The sequence below is a fragment of the Natrinema ejinorense genome, assembly GCF_002494345.1.
Taxonomy (GTDB): Archaea; Halobacteriota; Halobacteria; order Halobacteriales; family Natrialbaceae; genus Natrinema; species Natrinema longum.
The window spans coordinates 2,712,659-2,729,216 of the sequence record NZ_NXNI01000001.1 but is presented as its reverse complement, the minus strand read 5'-3'; the positions used below and the strand labels follow the sequence as shown (position 1 = coordinate 2,729,216).

Genomic DNA, 16,558 nt, shown 5'->3' with positions numbered 1-16,558 from the left:
AGATCGCGCCGTCGTTTCGAGCCAGCTCTTTGCGAGGTGAGCGACTACCTGTGAGACGAGCGACCGCGACTCTCCGGGAGGGTCGCGACTGGTCGATATGCGAAATAAAAAACGATTCGAGAGCGGCGGCGCGGTCGTGGGTTCGGAAGTCGTCTCAGAGCATTGCGGGCATTAGGCGACGTTGAAGCCGCGGTCCCGAAGGAACTCCTCGATGCGGCCGGTGTGGTTCCCCTGGAGTTCGATCTGGTCGTCCTCGACGGTCCCGCCACAGGCGAATTTTGACTTGAGATCCGACGAGAGACTGTCCAGATCGACGTCCTTCGGGTCGAATCCTTCGACGATCGTTACCTCTTTCCCGTATCTGCGCTCGTCAATGCGGATGTTGAGTTGCTGTTGGCCCTTGGCCACGTCTTCGCAGACGCAGAGTTCTTGGGGCAGCCCGCACGTCGAGCAGACTTCCGACATTACGTTCGTTGCTATGAAACGGGCATATTAAACACTATCGGGACCCGCATGCCTTCGCGTGGTTCTTTTTCAGTGCCCGAGGAGTTCTGTCGGTGGCTGGCCGCCGCCGAACGGCGTGAACTGCGGGTCGCCGGACTCGTCTCGGTCGGGTTATCGGAGGCGACCGATACCCGGGAGTCGCTTCCGAGCGAGGTCGTCGACGATCGCGATCGCTTCGTCGGCTTCGGCCCGGCTAACCCCGCCGCCGTAGGTCGCTCGTTCGTGGTACTCGAGGACCTGCTGGGCCCGCGGATCGAGTCGGTCCCCGTCCGTCCGGGCTGCCTGCGACAGTGCCTGCAGGTATGCCCGCGCCGATTCCCCGCGACGGCGGGGGCGGTACTGGCGTCCGAGGAGTCGCTCGAGGCGGTCGAAGGCGCGTTCGGCGTCTCGATCCGGATCTGCCCGGGACCCGTGCCAGTAGACGCCGACCTCGCGACGGAGGCGGGTCGTCGCGTCGGTCCGGCGCGCGCCGGCGGCGAGGCCGACGAGAACGACGAGTCCGAGTACGGCCGTCTCGCGGGTAACCGTGAGGAGGAATTCGCTCAGTGACCTGTCGTCGTCGGCCGTGCTTCCGTCGGTTCGGTCACCGGAATCCGACGGGTTCGATTCGTTGTTCGGATCGTCGGCCGGCTCCGTTCCGTTGTTCGGATCGTCGGCCGGCTCCGTTCCGTTGTCCGGATCGTCGGCTGGGTCGTTCGGGCCGTTTGGATCGGATGTCGGCGGTTCGAGGGGGTCGTTCTGGTCTTCGTCGCCGATCGGGACGTCCTCGCTCTCGTCGGTATCCGCGTCCTCGTTTCCGTTCGCACGGGCTTCCTCGAGACGCTCGGTGTGGACCTCGCTGCGTGAGCCCCCGGGCGTCGGGTCGAACCGGACCCAGCCGTGGTCGGGGAAGTAGACCTCGACCCAGGAGTGGGCGTCGAGCCCGCGAACGACGTACTCGTCGTCGTCGACTTGTTGGCCGCTCGTGTAGCCGGTGACGTAGCGGGCGGGAACCCCCTCCTCCCGGAGCATCTGTGTCATCGTCGTCGCGAAGTAGACGCAGTAGCCTTCGTCCATCTCCAGCAGGAATCCGTCGGCGACGTTGCCAGCGGGCTGGGAGACCTCCAGCGAGTAGTCCTTCGAGGAACGGAGGTGTCGCTCGATATCGATGGCTTTCTCGTATGGGTTCTCGGCGTCGGCCGTGATCTCCGCGGTGCGTTCCCGGAACTCGCTCGAGGTGCCTTCCGGCGTCTGGAGGTAGTATTCGGTGACTTTCTCGGGGTAGTCCGTCCCTGCGTTTCGGAGTGCGGTCGGGCTCGAATCGACGACTGCGCTTTCGACGGTGTACCGATCGCCCTCCTGGAGGGGGGTTTCGGGTCGTGGCTGGTCGTGTCTGGAGACGGTCGTTCGCTGTGTCACGTCGCCACCGAGGGAGAGGGGTTGTGGTGCGACCGGCATGATACCCAGTTCCGTTTCGGCAGTGACCGTCTGTTGCACCGTCTCGTAGTTCCCGGGGGGGTTCGCGAGTCGGCCGTCGTACCGACTGCTCTGGCCGGTCCGGATCCACTCGTCGCCGGTAAAGCGATCGTACACGCCCGTTCGCCAGTAGGACCGCTGATCGGATTCGACGGTAAAGCGCACCTCCGGCGAGAGATCCACCTGCCCGGAGATGCCCGACCGCTCTGGTGCGGAATCGATCGTGGCCTCGAGCGAGCCGTCTTCGCCCTGGACGAGGTGTGTCGGCCCCGTCGGCTCACCGGGGACGACCGTCACCGACAGCGAGAGGGCGACGATCACTGCGAACAGGACCGCGAGCAAGTCCGCTTGCGCGATCGAACCGCCACGACGCTCGAGTTCGCCGACGGCGATGGTCCCGATGGCGGCGAGCGTGCCGATCAAGGTAACGAGCGTCCCGGCGTCGCCGGTCAACACGAGAAAGCCAAGCGCGATCCCGCCGGGAACGACGCTGAGTGCGTACCGGCCCCGCACGGCGAGATACCACGAGAGGAACACGGGGGCGGGCACGAATCCCAGCGTCCAGATCCCCGCCTGGACCATTCGAAGCACCGGCAGCCCGGTCGCGAGCGCGACGGTATCGGAGATGAGGGCATCGCTGGCCGTGAAGACGACGCCGAGTTCGACGCCGGCAGCGGTGAGATAGTAGGCGAACCCGAAGCCGGCCGCCGCGATCGCGAGGGCGCCCGCGGTCCAGGGACGGATCACCCGTGCGAACAGCGTCGCCGTGAGAAGCATGCATCCGACGATCGCGAACAGCGATCGACTGCCGCCGACGACCTGCGTTATCCCGTAGAGGACGCTCACGTACGAGGCCGTCAAAACCAGTACACAGCCCAGTGCCAAGGGGCGGAGGGCGGCGGAGCCGACCCGGCGATCCCCGTCGAGTGGGATCGTTCGATCGCCGGCGTGACTGGACGATTGCGTACTCATACGGTCACCCCCGGGGAGTCACCGGTGTCGTGGTCGGTTCGATCGCCGCTCCCGCTCCGTTCGCTGGGCTTGTCCGTCCGCTCCGCCCGGTCGCGACCACAGAGCCGGTCGAATGGAATCTCCTGGTCGTCGATGACGACCGTCGTCCCGTCGGTCTCGGTCCGGACCACCACGTCCGCGTCCCGTCGGGCCTGCTCCCCGAGCGTCCCGGGCCCGGCGACGGCCAGTACTCCCAGGAGTTCGCGGTGGTGTGCTCGGCCCGATCCCGGCGGCCGTCTCCCGTCGGGGAGAACCAGTCCGACCGTGGCACCTCGCTCGAGGAGGTCGGTCGCAACGGTCGCGGCGGCCGACGCCATCTCCCCGTCGCGGTCGGTGAGACATTCGGCGGCGACCGTGACGGCCCCGGCCTCCTCGCCGTCCGCATACTCCGTGACGACCAGGTCGTCGTCGGGCCGTTTTGCCGCACTCTTCCAGTGGATATCCCGTAGCGGGTCCCCGCGCCGGTACTCCCTGAGGTGATCGAACTCGTCGTGAACGTGGCGATCCGCGACGCTCGCGAGCAGCTGGATATCGGCCGCCGGACCGCGACCCAGTCCTCGGACCCGCGGATAGACGAGGACGGGCGTCGTCGCCTCGTCTTCGAACCGCCGTTCGACGAGTCCGACGACGTCCTCGACGGTGATCGACAGCGGGCCGACTCGGTGTTCGCCCCGTTCCTCGAGTCGAACGTCGTACGTAAATGTCTCATCGCCCTCGAGGGTCGTTTTCGCGACCGGGTCCGTGGCTGCAGCGAGCCCGTCGCCGACGGTATCGCGGACCGTCGCGGCGACGGGGCGATCGGTTTCGATCGTGAGTTCGACCCGTCGCTGTTCCCCGATGAATCCCTCGGGGACGGGCTGGCGGGTGACTCGGGGTCGGTTGGCTCGGCCGATCGTGAGCAGGCCGGCCAGGAGGACGACGACGAGGGGAACGACGACGGCGTTGAGCGCCCGCGGACCGAACTGCCAGCTCAACGCGACGGCCCCGAGCACGACGGCGACGACGATCCAGCCGCGGCGTGTGAGTCTCATTCGACGGCGGTGTGCTCGAGTGCGTCCTCGACGACCGCGGTGCCGTCCCGGTCGCGACCGGTCGTCTTGATCCGGTGGCTCATCACGACCGGCGCTTCGGCCTGTACGTCGTCCGGGATCACGTAGTCCCGACCGTTCGTGACGGCGCGAGCCTGGGCCGCTCGGAGCAGCGATATCGTCCCGCGGGGACTCACACCGATGCGTGCGTTCTCGCGAGTGTAAGCCGCGAGTCGCGTCACGTACGTCCGGACCGGCTCCGCGACCTGAACCGTCGACACGGTTTCGCGGGCGGCGACGAGCGTGTCGCGATCGGTCACCGACTCGAGGGACTCGATGGGGTGGTCGCCGACCGTTCGGCCGAGGAGATCGGCTTCCTCGTCGGTGTCGGGGTAGCCCAGATGCAACTTCTTCATGAACCGATCGACCTCGGCGAAGGGCAGGTCGTAGGTCCGGTTCGGTTCGACGGCGTTCTGGGTCGCGATTACGGTAAACGGCGTCGGGAGTTCGCGCGTCGTGCCGTCGACGGTGACCTGTTCTTCTTCCATGGCCTCGAGCAGCGCCGCCTGTGTCTTCGGCGGCGCACGATTGATTTCGTCGCCCAGCACGATGTTCCCGAAGACGGGGCCGGGTTGATAGTCGAACTCGCGGCTCTTCTGGTTGAAGACGTTCACGCCGGTGACGTCGGAGGGGAGGAGGTCGGGCGTAAACTGAACGCGGCTGAACGTACAGTCGACGGATTTGGCGATCGAGCGTGCCAGCATCGTTTTGCCGACGCCGGGCACGTCGTCGAGAAGGACGTGGCCGCGTCCGAGGACGGCGGTGATCACGTGTTCGATCACGTCGTCGTGGCCGACGATCACGCGAGAGACGTTCGTCTCGATATCGTCACACAACCGCTTTATCGTCGAGATTCGGAGGGGATCGCTGTCGGCCGCCGGCTCTGTACTCGCTTCCGCTGTCGGGTTGGCATCAGTCATAGTCTCGAGGCTGTCCGCGGGGACCGGACGAACCGTTCTCCACATCCTCATCTGGTTCTGCGGAACATATGTTTTGTGTCATACGAGTCACTCGTTTCTCGAGACGTGTCGGGTCGTCGTCGAGCGACCGATTCGCGTGGCTCGAGCAAAACGAGAGCCCGGACCCGAGAGCGTACGTCCGCGAGGAGAGCGGCCGCTCGTGAGCGTGGACGACGCGTCGGCGCTCCGTGAGCCGACGGTCAGACCGTTGCAGCCGCTATCGATGTCCGATCGGAAACCGATACCACTCCCAGGACAGCCTAGAGCCGCTCGACGTTCGTCGCGCGTGGCCCCTTTTCGGCCTCCTCGATCTCGAACTCCAGTTCCTGGCCCTCCTCGAGGTCAGGACCGCCGATGTCCTCCATGTGGAAGAACACGTCCTCGTCCGCGTCGTCGGTTTCGATGAATCCGTAGCCGCCAGTGTCGTTGAAGAACGCAACCGTACCTTTCGCCATTGCACCTGAACAAAGCCACGACGAAAGTATAAAGCTTCGGGGCCCACTCGCAGGCTCACCCCCGAGAAAACGGCTCGTATCGGTGGCAATAGCCGATTACCACTGTTTGCAGTCGGGACAGACCAGGTCGCCGTCGGCTCGCCAGACCCGCTCAGTCGGACACCCACAGCGTGTACACGCGTAGTCGCCCCACGCGTACGTCGAGCGGACAGCGCCGATCGAACCGCCACCTGGGTCGTCGCTCGGTTCGCCGCCGTCTCGAGATGAGTCTCCCGTCGTTCGATCGCCATCGCCGTCGGTGGAGCCGAAATCCGAGAGCGTCGCGTCGTCGGGCACGGGCACCGATACGAACGGACGGGACTTAACCGTCCGCATGCGGGACCGGCACCGCCAAGTAGGGCCGGTAACAACCCCCGTATATGGTTACGATCACACCCCTGAACATCATCGTGGACAACATCGTGGAAATGATCGGCCTCTTCAGCGACGTCGCAATGGGTGCCGGACTCGCACCGCTGCTGGTCCTGATGGGGGCGCTTCTCGTCGCCGTCTCGGTGGGCGTCTTCGGGATCCTCACCCTCGGTGCCGTCGGGAACCTCTTTACCGCGAACTGAGACTTTCGTTTTCGATTTACGTATCCCGACCGCTTGCGCGCGCGAGTGCCTCGCTCGCCCGTTCGACGGCGTCTTCCAGATCCGGTCCCAGCGGCGAGCCGACGACGATCCCGTCGACGTACTCGAGCGCCTGGGCGAACCGCTCCGCGACCGTCTCGGTCGTTCCCGCGATACAGAAGGCGTCGATCATCGGTGGGGTGACGCGGCCGAAGGCCTCGGGAAGATCGCCCTGCTCGAGCGCCTCGCTCACCGCGCGTGCCGCGTCGCGGTCGATATCGTGGCGCTCGAGGACCGGCTCCGCGGCCCCGCCGACGATGAAGGCGACGGGGGGTCGAGCCGCCTCGCGCGCCTCGGTTTCGTCGCCGGCGACGCTGACGCTCGCGAACGCCAGCGACTCGAACGCGCCGTGGTCGTCGGGCCGTTCGGCAAGTCCCTGCTCGAGTTGGCCCGCGGCCCACTCGAGGTCCCGCGGATGGGCGGCGTTGACCAACGCACCATCGGCGCGTTTCGCGCTCATCCGGAGCATGTGTGGGCCCTGTGCGCCGACGTAGACCGGTATCCGATCGGACGGGGGGTCGAGGTTGAGCGCCGCGTCCCGCGCGGTGAAAGTTCCCTCGTGGGTGACCGTCTCGCCGTCCCAGAGGTCACGAGCGACCTCGAAGGTCTCGAGGACGCGCCGGAGCGGGCTGTCCCGTTCGATGCCGAGGTTCGACAGGGAGGAGCGATCGCCCGCGCCGACGCCGAAGACCGCTCGGCCGTCGCTGAGTTCGTCGATCGTCGCCGTTCCCGACGCGAGTTTTACGGGATGGGTTTCGTAGGGGTTGACGACGCCCGGCCCCAGCCGGATCTCGTCGGTCGCATCGGCCATCCGCGAGCACACCACGAGCGGGTCGCGGTTGAAGTAGTGGCTGCTCGCGAAGGCGATCTCGAACCCTTCGTCCTCGGCGAGTGCGGCCAGTCCGGCGACACGTTCCGGCGGGTGTTCGGGAGTGAGTTCGATGCCCCAGGTCGGCTCGCCGCTCGAGGGAGTGTGATCAGTCATTCGTCGACCCTCCAGTCTCGTAGTGCCTGTCGCACGAGGTCGTCTTCGACTGACCGGAAGAGCTCGTCGCTCCCCTCGTGGGTACCGAACTCCCAGTTCCGGACGACGACTGCGGGCGTCCCGCCGGCCCCCTCGCCGGTGACGAGGTTCGCGGCGGCGGCGAGTTCGTCGACCACCGATTGGACGGTAACGCCGAGTTCGTGGCCGTCGCGGTCGCGTTCGCCCCGCCAGTCCCGGCTCGCGGGCATCCCCGCCCAGCCGATCGCGACGCCGGTCTGTCCGTGGCGGAACGGACGACCGCAGGTGTCGGTGACGACGACAGCCACGTCTTCGATGCCCCGATCCTCGAGCCCCGACCGGATCCGCTCGGCGCTCTCACTCGGTTTCCGCGGCAGGAGTAACAGGTCGTGGTCGGGCACGTTCGAGCGATCGATTCCAGCGTTGGGGCAGATGTGTCCAAAGCGGGTTTCGGCCAGCAGGAACGGACAGTCGATCAGCAGTTCCGAACTCTCCTCGATGATCGCCTGCGCGAACCGCGGGTCCTTCTCCTCGCCGGCAACTTCGGCGATTCGGTCGGCAATCTCCCGTGCCCGGCCGCTGACGGGATACTCCTCGAGATCCGCCGTCCGTCCCTCGGCCTTCGAGACGATGGTGCTCGCGACCGTGAGCACGTCGCCGGGCTCGAGGGCGGCCCGATCCGCGACGAGGGCGGCGATGTCGTCGCCGGGGCGGATTTCGGGCAGCTCCGCCACGCCGTTGAGTTCCATACTGGTGGGTGGGGAAGCGGCGTCAAAAACGCACCGTCACCGGAGAATGGAGTCACCGTCGGCCGGCTCGAGCGGAGGCTGCTAATCCGTTCTGTGAAACACGGTACAAACGAGGAAAACAGCCATACGTTCCAAACACGAAAACGAACGTATGCCGATCGATATCGATACCTTCGAACGGGAAACGGAGTTCGAAGGGGAACGCACGCAGGCGGAGCGAGTGTTCTCCTTTCTCGTTTCGAACGACGACAAGGCCTTCAGACGGGGCGAAATCGCCGATTCGACGGGCATCGAACCGAACGCCGTCAGTGCGGTACTGAGCCGATTGAAGGAGCGAAATCTGGTGCGACACAAGCCGCCGTACTGGGCGGCCGGTGACTCGGACCGAATCCGGTCCGCCACCGACCTGAGCCGCAGTCTCGACTCGCTCAACGAGCAACTCGGTACGGAAGAGATGGACGCGTGGCGCGAGGCCGGCACTGATGAGCGACATCCGGGTGAGCGGGGGACGGACGGCGAATGAAATACGAACGCGGAGACATCATCGAGGCGGGAGCTCCGTTCGACGAATCGAAACCGAGTCGTCCGTTCGCGATCGTCAGCACGACCGCTCATCCGTTCGATGGGGAGCAGTACATCGCAGTCACGCTGACGACGCGAACGTGGTACGACGAGACGATCCCCGTCACCGACGACGATTTCCTCGACGGCGGATTGCCGAAGGAGAGCTATCTCGTCCCCTGGGGAGTCGTCTCGCTGTCTCACGACGATATTCTTGACTGGTTCGGCCGAGTAGAACCCGAGCCGCTAAACGACGCAGTCGACCGGCTCGTCGGCTATCTGCGGGACTGATCGTCCCTCGAGGACGACCGATCGGTTCTAGTTGTTCCTAGCGGGCGTCCTGACCTGCTCGTCTTCGTTTTCAGCCTCGTCTTGCTCGTCGGGATTCCCGTGCCCGCCGCCGCCAGGGGTCCGCACGGTGACGGTCGTCCCGGCGTCGATGTCGACCGTCGTCTTCGCGGGAACCGCTTCGCCGTCGATCAGGTTCTCGCCGGTCGCGCCGTCTTCGCCGCCGGCGACGCCCGTCGGCGCGTGTCGGCGGCGCTCGGTCAGCAGCGACACCGTCGCGTCGGTCTCGACCGTGACCGAGCGCTCGAGGCCGAGACCCCCGCGAAACCGCCCGCGTCCGCCGCTGCCGTCCCGATGCGCGTAGCGTTCGACCCGGAGCGGGTACTCGGTCTCGAGGGATTCGACGGGCGTGTTGAGCGTGTTCGTCATGCCGACCTGGACGCCGTCCATCCCGTCGCGGTCGGCGCGCGCGCCGAAGCCGCCGCCGATCGTCTCGTAGTAGGCGAACGAGCCGTCTCGCGCGCCGATGGTGAGGTTGTTCATCGTCCCCTGACCCTGTGCGGGGACGCGGTCGGGCGCGGCTTGCGCGAGTGCGGTGAAGACGACGTCGGTGACCCGCTGGCTGGTCTCGACGTTGCCGCCGACCACGGCGGCGGGCGGGTTCGGATTCAACAGCGATCCCTCGGGCGCAACGACGCTCACCGGCTCGTAACAGCCGTGGTTCGGCGGGATCTCCGGATCGGTGATACAGCGGACGACGAAGTAGACCGCGCTCGTCGCGACCGCCAGCGGTGCGTTGAGATTCCCCGCGACCTGCGCTGCGGTTCCGGAAAAGTCCACATCGATCGTCTCGCCGTCGACCGTGACGGTCACGGCGATTTCGATGTCCTCGTCGGTCACGCCGTCGCCCTCGAGGACGTCGGTGGCCTCGTAGGTGCCATCGGGCAAGGCCGCGATTTCCGCCGCGATCCGCTCGCGGGAGTAGTCGATGACGGCGTCGAACCCCTCGAGGACCGTTTCGCGGCCGTGCTCGTCGAAAAGGGCTGCGAGCCGTGCTTCGGCGCGTTCGTTCGCTGCCTGCTGTGCGCGGAGGTCCGCCCGGCGCTCGCGGGGGTTGCGGACGTTCGCGAGGACGAGCGAACGAACGTCCTCCCGGGGCTCGCCGCCCTCGACGAGTCGAATCGGGGGGAGCCGAAGCCCCTCCTGATAGATTTCCTCCGCGCCGGCGGGCATACTGCCGGGTGTCATCCCGCCGACGTCGGCGTGGTGGGCTCGAGAGACGGCGTAGCCGACGACTGCTCCGTCAGGGGCGATCGGCGAGACCATCGTCACGTCCGGCAGGTGCGTTCCGCCGGTGAAGGGGTCGTTGAGAACGAACACGTCGCCGGGCTTCGGATCGTGCTCGTACACGGCGTCGACCGCGGCCGGCATCGCGCCGAGGTGGACCGGGATGTGTTCTGCCTGCGCGACCATCCGCCCCTCGGCGTCGAACAGCGCCGTCGAGCAGTCCCGTCGTTCCTTGATATTCGGTGAATACGCCCCTCGAATCAGGGTCTGTCCCATCTCCTCGGCGACGCTCTCGAGTTGGTTGCGAATGACCTCGAGGGTCACTGGATCGATGCGGTCGTCCGTCTCGTCCGTCGGGTCAGTCGTCATCGTTAGTTCTCCTCCGTTCGCGTCGCGACGAGCGTTCCGTCGGTCAGAACCTCCCCCGCCCAGGTCGGCGGGACGACGGTCGTGCTTTCGGCCTGCTCGAGAACCGCCGGGCCCGTGATCGACGCGCCCGCCGCGAGCCGATCCCGGTCGTAGATCGTCGTCTCCTGCCGGCCAGCGTCGGGAAAGGCGGCGTCACGAGTACCGAGGACCGCGTCGCCCTCGCCGTCGTGGCGGATCGCCGGCTCCGATCCCGGGACGGTCGCCGTCGTGCGGAGGGTGACGACCTCGATCGATTCGTCCATCGCGTAGCCGTAGGTCCGCTCGTGGACGTCGTGAAACCGGTCCGCGACCGCGTTCGCGTCGAACGTATCGTCGACAGGAACGGTCAGTTCGAAGCTCTGGCCCGTGTACCGGCAGTCGGCTGCCCGCTCGACGCGTGCCGCGTCCGGATCCGACGCGTCCGCGAGCACGTCGGCCACGAGGTCGTCGTACACGTCCTCGAGCGCCGCTGGCTTCGCTCCGTCGAGGGTGACGCCGACGGTCCTGGCGGCATCGTAGCTCTCGTCGGCCGCGAGCAGCCCGAACGCGGAAAGCACGCCGCTCGGTCGCGGGACGACGACCCGATCGATCGACAGGGAATCGGCCAGCGCCACGGCGTGCATCGGCCCCGCGCCGCCGAAGGCCACGAGCGCGAAGTCGCGAGGGTCGTGGCCCCGTTCGACCGTCACGGACCGGATCGTCCGCGTCATCGTCGCGTTCGCCACCCGGTAGACGCCGCGAGCCGCCTCGAGCGGTCCCGCGAGGCCGGCTTCCTGGGCCAGTCGCTCGAGGGCGTCGTGTGCGGCGTCGACGTCGAGGGTCATTTCACCGCCCAGTGCGGTTTCGGGGCCGATGTAGCCGAGCACGACGTTGGCGTCGGTGACGGTCGGTCGAGTGCCACCGCGGTCGTAACAGGCCGGGCCGGGCGCTGCACCCGCGGACTCCGGCCCGACCCGGAGCGCGCCGCCCGAATCGACCCACGCGATCGAGCCGCCGCCCGCGCCGACGGTGTTCACGTCGACCATCGGCGTCCGGATCGGTATGCCGTCCACCTCGGCGTCGGTCGTCCGCTCGGCCCGTCCGTCCCGGACGAGGCTCACGTCGCTCGAGGTACCACCCATGTCGAACGTCACGAGTCCGTCGACGGTATCGTCGCCGACGGTGGCCGCCGCACCGACGACGCCGGCGGCCGGCCCCGACAGCGTCGTCGTCACGGCGTGGTCGCGCACCGTCTCGGGATCGGCGATACCGCCGTTGGCCTGCATGATCCGCGGTGCCGGAAGCCCGGCCTCGTGGGCCTCCTCGACCAGCCGACCGACGTAGCGGTCGATCGCGGGCCGGACGTAGGCGTCGACCGCCGTCGTCGACGTGCGTTCGAACTCGCGGAACTCCGCGAGCACCTCGTGGGAGGCCGAGACCGGGGCCTCGAGTTCCTCGCGTAGCGTCTCGGCGACGAGGCGCTCGTTCTCGGGATCGGCGTAGGCGTGCAGCAGACAGACCGCGACCGCCTCGACGTCGCGCTCGCGGAGCGTCGCCGCGAGGTCGCGGACCGCCTCGGCGTCGACCGGGCGTTCGACCCCGTCGACGGTCGTCCGCTCGTCGACTTCGAACCGTCGGTCGCGGGGGACCAGCGGCTCCGGTTTCTCGGCCTCGAGATCGTACAGCTCGGGTCGGTCCTGGCGACCGATCTCGAGGACGTCCCGGAAGCCGTCGGTCGTCACGAGCGCCGTCTTCGCGCCGCCGCGTTCGAGCAGGGCGTTGACCGAGACGGTCATCGCGTGGGCGAAGCCGTCGATTTCGGTGGGTTCGATGCCGGCGCGGTCGCAGGCCTTGCGGAGCCCCTCGAGGACGCCGACGTGTTGGTCGTCGGTCGTCGGGACCTTCGCGGTGACGAGTTGGTCGTCGACGGAAAGGGCCACGTCGGTGAAGGTGCCGCCGACGTCGACGCCGATGCGCGTGTCGCCATCGACCGGCGGCCGCTCACTGGTCATCGTAGGCTGGTCCCTCGAGTAGCGTGTCAGAATCCTCGTCGAGCGATACCGGCACGCGCTGTGTCATGGTCACAGGCGGGGGGCCGAGGTAGGTATAGTTCACGCACTCGATCCGTTGGGCGGTTGGGGGGGACGGTTTCGAGTCCCGAAAGCGATTCCCTTCGGGCGGACGTCGGTCGCGTATGAGCGATTCACCGGCAGCGTCCGACGACCGGGGGAGCGACGACGGGGAGACGAGCCACGTCGTTACCGCCTTCCTCCGAAACCGGGGAGCGGTCCTGTTGCTCCGCCGGAGCGATTCCGTCGGCACCTACAGGGGCCAATGGGGCGGCGTCTCCGGCTTCGCCGAGGGCCAGCCGGACGAACAGGTCCGCGTCGAGATCCGCGAGGAAACCGGCATCGAGTCCGACGACGTCTCGCTCGTTCGCTCCGGGCGGCCGGTCACGTTCGTCGACCCCGATCTCGAGCGCGAGTGGGCCGTCCACCCGTATCTGTTCGACTGCGAGACCCGCGAGATCCGGCTGAGCGACGAACACGACGCCTTCGAGTGGGCACCGCCGACCGCGATGCTCGAGCCGGTCGACGACCGGGTGACGGTTCCCGAACTCTGGACAGCCTACGAGCGCGTGGCACCGACCGTTCGGTCGATCGCCGCCGACGGCGAGCACGGGGCCGCGTACCTGTCGCTGCGCGCGCTCGAGGTGCTTCGCGATCGGGCTGGAGTGCTCGTCGCCGAGCGAACGGAGTTCGGGACCGATCCGGACGGGGAGTGGGACGAGCTCGCCGAACTCGCGGGCCGGCTACTCGAAGCCCGACCGTCGATGGCCGTCCTCCGAAACCGTGTCAATCGCGTCATGGCCGGCGCGGACGGCGAAAACGGGGATGCCTCGGCCGTCCTCGAGTCGACGTCCTGGAACATCGACCGTGCGATCGACGCTGACGAGGACGCCGCAGCGACCGCGAGCGAGTTCGTGGCGGACAGCGTCGCGACCCTCTCTCGGTCGGGAACCGTTCTCGAGGCGCTCGAAATGGGTGAGCCGTCGCGCGTGTTCGTCGCCGAATCGCGACCCGCCCGGGAAGGGATCGATGTCGCGGAGCGGCTGTCCGAAATGACCGACAGCACCGTGTCGGTCCACACGGATGCGGCGATCGCGCACGTGCTCGCACGCGAAGACGTCGCACAAGTAGTGGTCGGCGCGGATACCGTGCTATCCGACGGCTCCGTGGTGAACAAAACGGGGACGCGATCACTGGCACTCGTCGCCGATCGCGAGGGGATTCCGGTGTCCGTCGTCGCGGCGACGGACAAAGTCTCGACGGGCGAGGAGGTAAACCTCGAGTCCGGGGACCGATCCGCGGTGTACGACGGCGACGCGTCGCTCGACGTGCTGAACCCCACGTTCGACGTGACACCCGCCGAGTGCGTGACGCAGTTCGTGACCGAGCGCGGGACGCTCGAGCCGGCCGACATTGGGGACGTGGCCGCGGAGTTGCGGGGCCTCGAGGAGTGGCGTAACAGCGGGGCATCGCCGACTCGAGAAACGACAGACCGAAACCCGTCGAGGGAGTAGCTGCTCCCGGCGGCCGTGACGAAGAGTTACCCCCTCCGAGCCCCTTGTGACGAGGGATTTTCTCCGAGCCGCCTTCTACGTCGCCGAGAGTCATCCACCGTGCGTGACCGAAAACCCATTGGAGCGATACCCGAGACGGTCGGTCGACGGAAGAGTCGGGATCGGTGCGAGACTAGTAGCGCGTTGAAACGGTCACACCCCCGCCGGCGGTATCGGGTTGGACGATCGCGTCGAACGGCGTTTTAATCGTACTGATGGTTTTTCGGTCGTGGGCGTCCGGGTCCAGGTGGAAGTGAGCGATCCCATCGACGTGTTCGATGCGACGCGTAATCACCCGCAGAAACCGGAACAGCGACTTCTGATTCGTGTACTGGAGGAGTCCGGTGATCGAATCGAAGCAGACCACCGTCTCGGCGTCCGTCTTCACCTGGCTCGAGAGGTAATCGCTCACTTTCATTCCGATCCCGGTCAGATCGGCTGGATTGACCGTAATCGACGTCACGTCGTCGGTTCGTTGCGTCGACTGATAGGGGGACTCGTCGAGCGTGATGACGGTGATTCGTCCGTCGTGCGTTTCCGGCGTGCCCGTCCACGTTCGCAGCCACTGGCCCGGTGATTGGAACGTCAGCGCCAGGACGTCCGTTCGCTCGGTCAACTCCTGTGACAGGAGCGCGTTGTGGGTTCGTTTCGTCGAATCGTCGAGCATCGATCCGAGCAACAACACGTTCGACGCCTCCGCTAACTGTTCTCTCTGTTTCGTCTGCATCTCACGCGTCCTCGATGATATCGGACACTGCTTCGATCACCGCGTTGAACGGCGCGTCCATCGTGAGTGAGACGTACAATCCAGTCGTTTCCCCCACGAACCGGAAGATAGTGTTTCCCTCGAAGAAGACGGCAAAGGCGCGTACCTCGCCGAGTTCGCTGTACACGTCTTCGTACATTTCCTTTTCGGTGAAATCGAGCCGGTAGTCGCTGTGGATCCTGTCTGCGAGCTCTTCGATGTCTACTGCGTCGCCGAGTTGGTGGCCCATCTGGTCGTCCATGTACATGATATTGTACGTCTCGGCGTCGTATTCGGCAACCGTGAGGATCTGGCCGCCAGCGATCTCTCGAAGTTTCTCGAGGACCGCGTCTGCATCGAATTCGGCAAACGTAGATGTGTTCTCGATCGTGCCCATCCGATACCGATACAGATGTCTCGATTATAAAGCCGGTGGCCGGAGTACCGTGTCAGTTGGATTCGTAGTCGCTCCTGTCGTCCTGCCGTGTCGCCTGGTTCGAATCCCACGACTGGGACGTGCCGATCGGCCGATCTCGACGCTGGAGATCCGCAAAGCTTCAACATGGACTCGCCTGTACTGACGCGCATGCAATTCGAACTCGAGCGACTCGGCGTCCACGAGTCAGTCGAGGCGGTGTTTCCGCCGGCTGAACTGGCGGCGTCCCTCTCCAACCTGCCGACCGAGGTTGCAGTAATCGGCGACGACGAAATCCCCAGGTACGATGCAGTGGTCACGCTGGAACACCGCGAGGCCTTCCTCGAGGTGGAGTGGGTCCACTCGATTCAGGCGGGGGTCGATCGGTTCCCGTTCGACGAGTTCGAGGACCACGACGTGATTCTCACGAACAGCACGGGCATTCACGATCGAACCGTCGGCGAGACGGTCGCGGGCTATCTCCTCATGTTCGCCCGGCGACTGCACGCCCACGTCGCGAACCAGCGAGAGCGCCGGTGGACCCGCCCCGAGTGGGACGAGGCGTTTACGCTCCCGGGATCGACGGCCTGTGTCGTCGGCACCGGGACCCTCGGGCGGGGCGTCGCCGAAACCCTCGGCGGGCTCGGCGTCCGCGTGACCGGGGTTCGACGCTCCGGCGATCCGGTCCCCGGATTCGACGAAATCGACACGACCGACCGCCTCCTCGAGGCGATCGCCGACGCCGAGTTCGTGATCGTCACCGTCCCCCTGACCGACGAGACCCATCACCTCTTCGACGCGGAGGCGTTCGACGCCATGCGCGACGACGCTTACTTCGTGAACGTCGCCCGGGGCTCCGTCGTCGACGAACCGGCGCTGATCGACGCTCTCGAGGGCGACGCGCTCGCGGGGGCGGCACTGGACGTCTTCGAGGCGGAACCCCTGCCCGAGGACTCGCCGCTGTGGGGGATGGACGAGGTGATTATTTCGCCCCACTGCGCCGCCTACACCCGCGACTACTTCCGGGACATCGGCGACATCGTCCGCGAGAACGTCGATCGGCTCGCGGCCGGCGAGGAATTCCACAACCGCGTGGTCTGACGCGAGGTTGATTCGAGGCAGTGGGGCTCTCGAATAAGTGCCGATATTAGACGGAACGCGTGGTGGCCGGGCGCACGACTCGAGTATCACGAGGGTCGTGCAACCCGGGGGAGGGCAGGCACTTACCCGACACGCACTGCGAGCGAGGTCGCAGGCCGAGCGAGCGGGCCGACGACCGATGTGGAGGGCCCGAAGGGGCCAGAACGGAGGGAGGAGTGCTTTTGATCGAAATTTTGCCGAGGGCGCGGCTTCGCCGC

17 protein-coding genes are annotated in these 16,558 nt (G+C 66.6%); 5 read left to right on the top strand and 12 right to left on the bottom strand.

Annotated features, from left to right (window positions below):
- Nucleotides 1-171: 171 nt before the first annotated feature.
- The 6 genes from yciH to CP557_RS13560 all read right to left on the bottom strand — a co-directional run bounded on the left by yciH (nucleotide 172) and on the right by CP557_RS13560 (nucleotide 5,808).
- On the bottom strand, nucleotides 172-465 hold the full coding sequence (gene yciH, locus CP557_RS13585) for a stress response translation initiation inhibitor YciH (RefSeq protein ID WP_006183677.1): 294 nt from the start codon (nucleotides 463-465) through the stop codon (nucleotides 172-174).
- Nucleotides 466-615: 150 nt separating this feature from the next.
- The gene (locus CP557_RS13580) at nucleotides 616-2,931 is read right to left on the bottom strand and encodes a DUF3488 and transglutaminase-like domain-containing protein (protein ID WP_097380404.1); all 2,316 of its coding nucleotides are present in this window, start codon (nucleotides 2,929-2,931) and stop codon (nucleotides 616-618) included.
- Nucleotides 2,928-4,001, bottom strand: coding sequence for a DUF58 domain-containing protein (locus CP557_RS13575; protein WP_097380403.1), 1,074 nt, complete (start codon nucleotides 3,999-4,001; stop codon nucleotides 2,928-2,930). The genes CP557_RS13580 and CP557_RS13575 overlap by 4 nt, the downstream gene beginning before the upstream one ends.
- The gene (locus tag CP557_RS13570; protein ID WP_097380402.1) at nucleotides 3,998-4,978 is read right to left on the bottom strand and encodes an AAA family ATPase; all 981 of its coding nucleotides are present in this window, start codon (nucleotides 4,976-4,978) and stop codon (nucleotides 3,998-4,000) included. The genes CP557_RS13575 and CP557_RS13570 overlap by 4 nt, the downstream gene beginning before the upstream one ends.
- Before the next feature lie 299 nt (nucleotides 4,979-5,277).
- The gene (locus CP557_RS13565; protein ID WP_097380401.1) at nucleotides 5,278-5,472 is read right to left on the bottom strand and encodes a cold-shock protein; all 195 of its coding nucleotides are present in this window, start codon (nucleotides 5,470-5,472) and stop codon (nucleotides 5,278-5,280) included.
- A gap of 96 nt (nucleotides 5,473-5,568) precedes the next feature.
- Nucleotides 5,569-5,808 carry a DUF7573 domain-containing protein gene (locus CP557_RS13560; protein ID WP_097380400.1) on the bottom strand — a complete coding sequence of 80 codons (240 nt, stop codon included), beginning with the start codon at nucleotides 5,806-5,808 and terminating at the stop codon, nucleotides 5,569-5,571.
- Between the two features lie 83 nt (nucleotides 5,809-5,891).
- Here CP557_RS13560 and CP557_RS13555 point away from each other — a divergent pair, with 83 nt between their 5' ends.
- Nucleotides 5,892-6,086 (top strand): hypothetical protein, encoded by a 195-nt coding sequence (locus tag CP557_RS13555; RefSeq protein ID WP_097380399.1) that lies wholly within the window; start codon nucleotides 5,892-5,894, stop codon nucleotides 6,084-6,086.
- A gap of 16 nt (nucleotides 6,087-6,102) precedes the next feature.
- On the opposite strand, the gene CP557_RS13550 is transcribed toward CP557_RS13555, so the two are convergent.
- Together CP557_RS13550 and CP557_RS13545 are read right to left on the bottom strand one after the other, a co-directional pair.
- On the bottom strand, nucleotides 6,103-7,128 hold the full coding sequence (locus tag CP557_RS13550; protein WP_097380398.1) for a 5,10-methylenetetrahydromethanopterin reductase: 1,026 nt from the start codon (nucleotides 7,126-7,128) through the stop codon (nucleotides 6,103-6,105).
- Nucleotides 7,125-7,895, bottom strand: coding sequence for a coenzyme F420-0:L-glutamate ligase (locus tag CP557_RS13545; protein ID WP_097380397.1), 771 nt, complete (start codon nucleotides 7,893-7,895; stop codon nucleotides 7,125-7,127). Before CP557_RS13545 ends, CP557_RS13550 begins: the two co-directional genes overlap by 4 nt.
- Before the next feature lie 151 nt (nucleotides 7,896-8,046).
- Between CP557_RS13545 and CP557_RS13540 the strand changes: the two genes are divergently transcribed.
- On the top strand, nucleotides 8,047-8,418 hold the full coding sequence (locus tag CP557_RS13540) for a helix-turn-helix domain-containing protein (RefSeq protein ID WP_097380396.1): 372 nt from the start codon (nucleotides 8,047-8,049) through the stop codon (nucleotides 8,416-8,418).
- Nucleotides 8,415-8,747, top strand: a complete 333-nt coding sequence (locus CP557_RS13535; RefSeq protein WP_097380395.1) for a growth inhibitor — start codon at nucleotides 8,415-8,417, stop codon at nucleotides 8,745-8,747. The genes CP557_RS13540 and CP557_RS13535 overlap by 4 nt, the downstream gene beginning before the upstream one ends.
- Nucleotides 8,748-8,774: 27 nt before the next feature.
- Here the strand turns inward: CP557_RS13535 and CP557_RS13530 are convergent, their stop codons facing one another.
- Complete coding sequence (locus tag CP557_RS13530; protein WP_097380394.1) at nucleotides 8,775-10,400, bottom strand: hydantoinase B/oxoprolinase family protein; 1,626 nt, start codon at nucleotides 10,398-10,400, stop codon at nucleotides 8,775-8,777.
- Nucleotides 10,401-10,402: 2 nt separating this feature from the next.
- Complete coding sequence (locus tag CP557_RS13525) at nucleotides 10,403-12,430, bottom strand: hydantoinase/oxoprolinase family protein (protein ID WP_097380393.1); 2,028 nt, start codon at nucleotides 12,428-12,430, stop codon at nucleotides 10,403-10,405.
- A 182-nt stretch (nucleotides 12,431-12,612) separates the two neighbouring features.
- Between CP557_RS13525 and CP557_RS13520 the strand changes: the two genes are divergently transcribed.
- The gene (locus CP557_RS13520) at nucleotides 12,613-14,001 is read left to right on the top strand and encodes an NUDIX domain-containing protein (protein ID WP_097380392.1); all 1,389 of its coding nucleotides are present in this window, start codon (nucleotides 12,613-12,615) and stop codon (nucleotides 13,999-14,001) included.
- A 172-nt stretch (nucleotides 14,002-14,173) separates the two neighbouring features.
- Here the strand turns inward: CP557_RS13520 and CP557_RS13515 are convergent, their stop codons facing one another.
- On the bottom strand, nucleotides 14,174-14,767 hold the full coding sequence (locus CP557_RS13515) for a DUF7504 family protein (RefSeq protein WP_097380391.1): 594 nt from the start codon (nucleotides 14,765-14,767) through the stop codon (nucleotides 14,174-14,176).
- Between the two features lies 1 nt (nucleotide 14,768).
- Nucleotides 14,769-15,182, bottom strand: coding sequence for a hypothetical protein (locus CP557_RS13510; protein ID WP_097380390.1), 414 nt, complete (start codon nucleotides 15,180-15,182; stop codon nucleotides 14,769-14,771).
- A gap of 189 nt (nucleotides 15,183-15,371) precedes the next feature.
- On the opposite strand from CP557_RS13510, the gene ddh reads away from it, so the two are divergent.
- Nucleotides 15,372-16,301 carry a D-2-hydroxyacid dehydrogenase gene (gene ddh, locus CP557_RS13505; RefSeq protein ID WP_097381646.1) on the top strand — a complete coding sequence of 310 codons (930 nt, stop codon included), beginning with the start codon at nucleotides 15,372-15,374 and terminating at the stop codon, nucleotides 16,299-16,301.
- Nucleotides 16,302-16,558 lie beyond the last annotated feature (257 nt).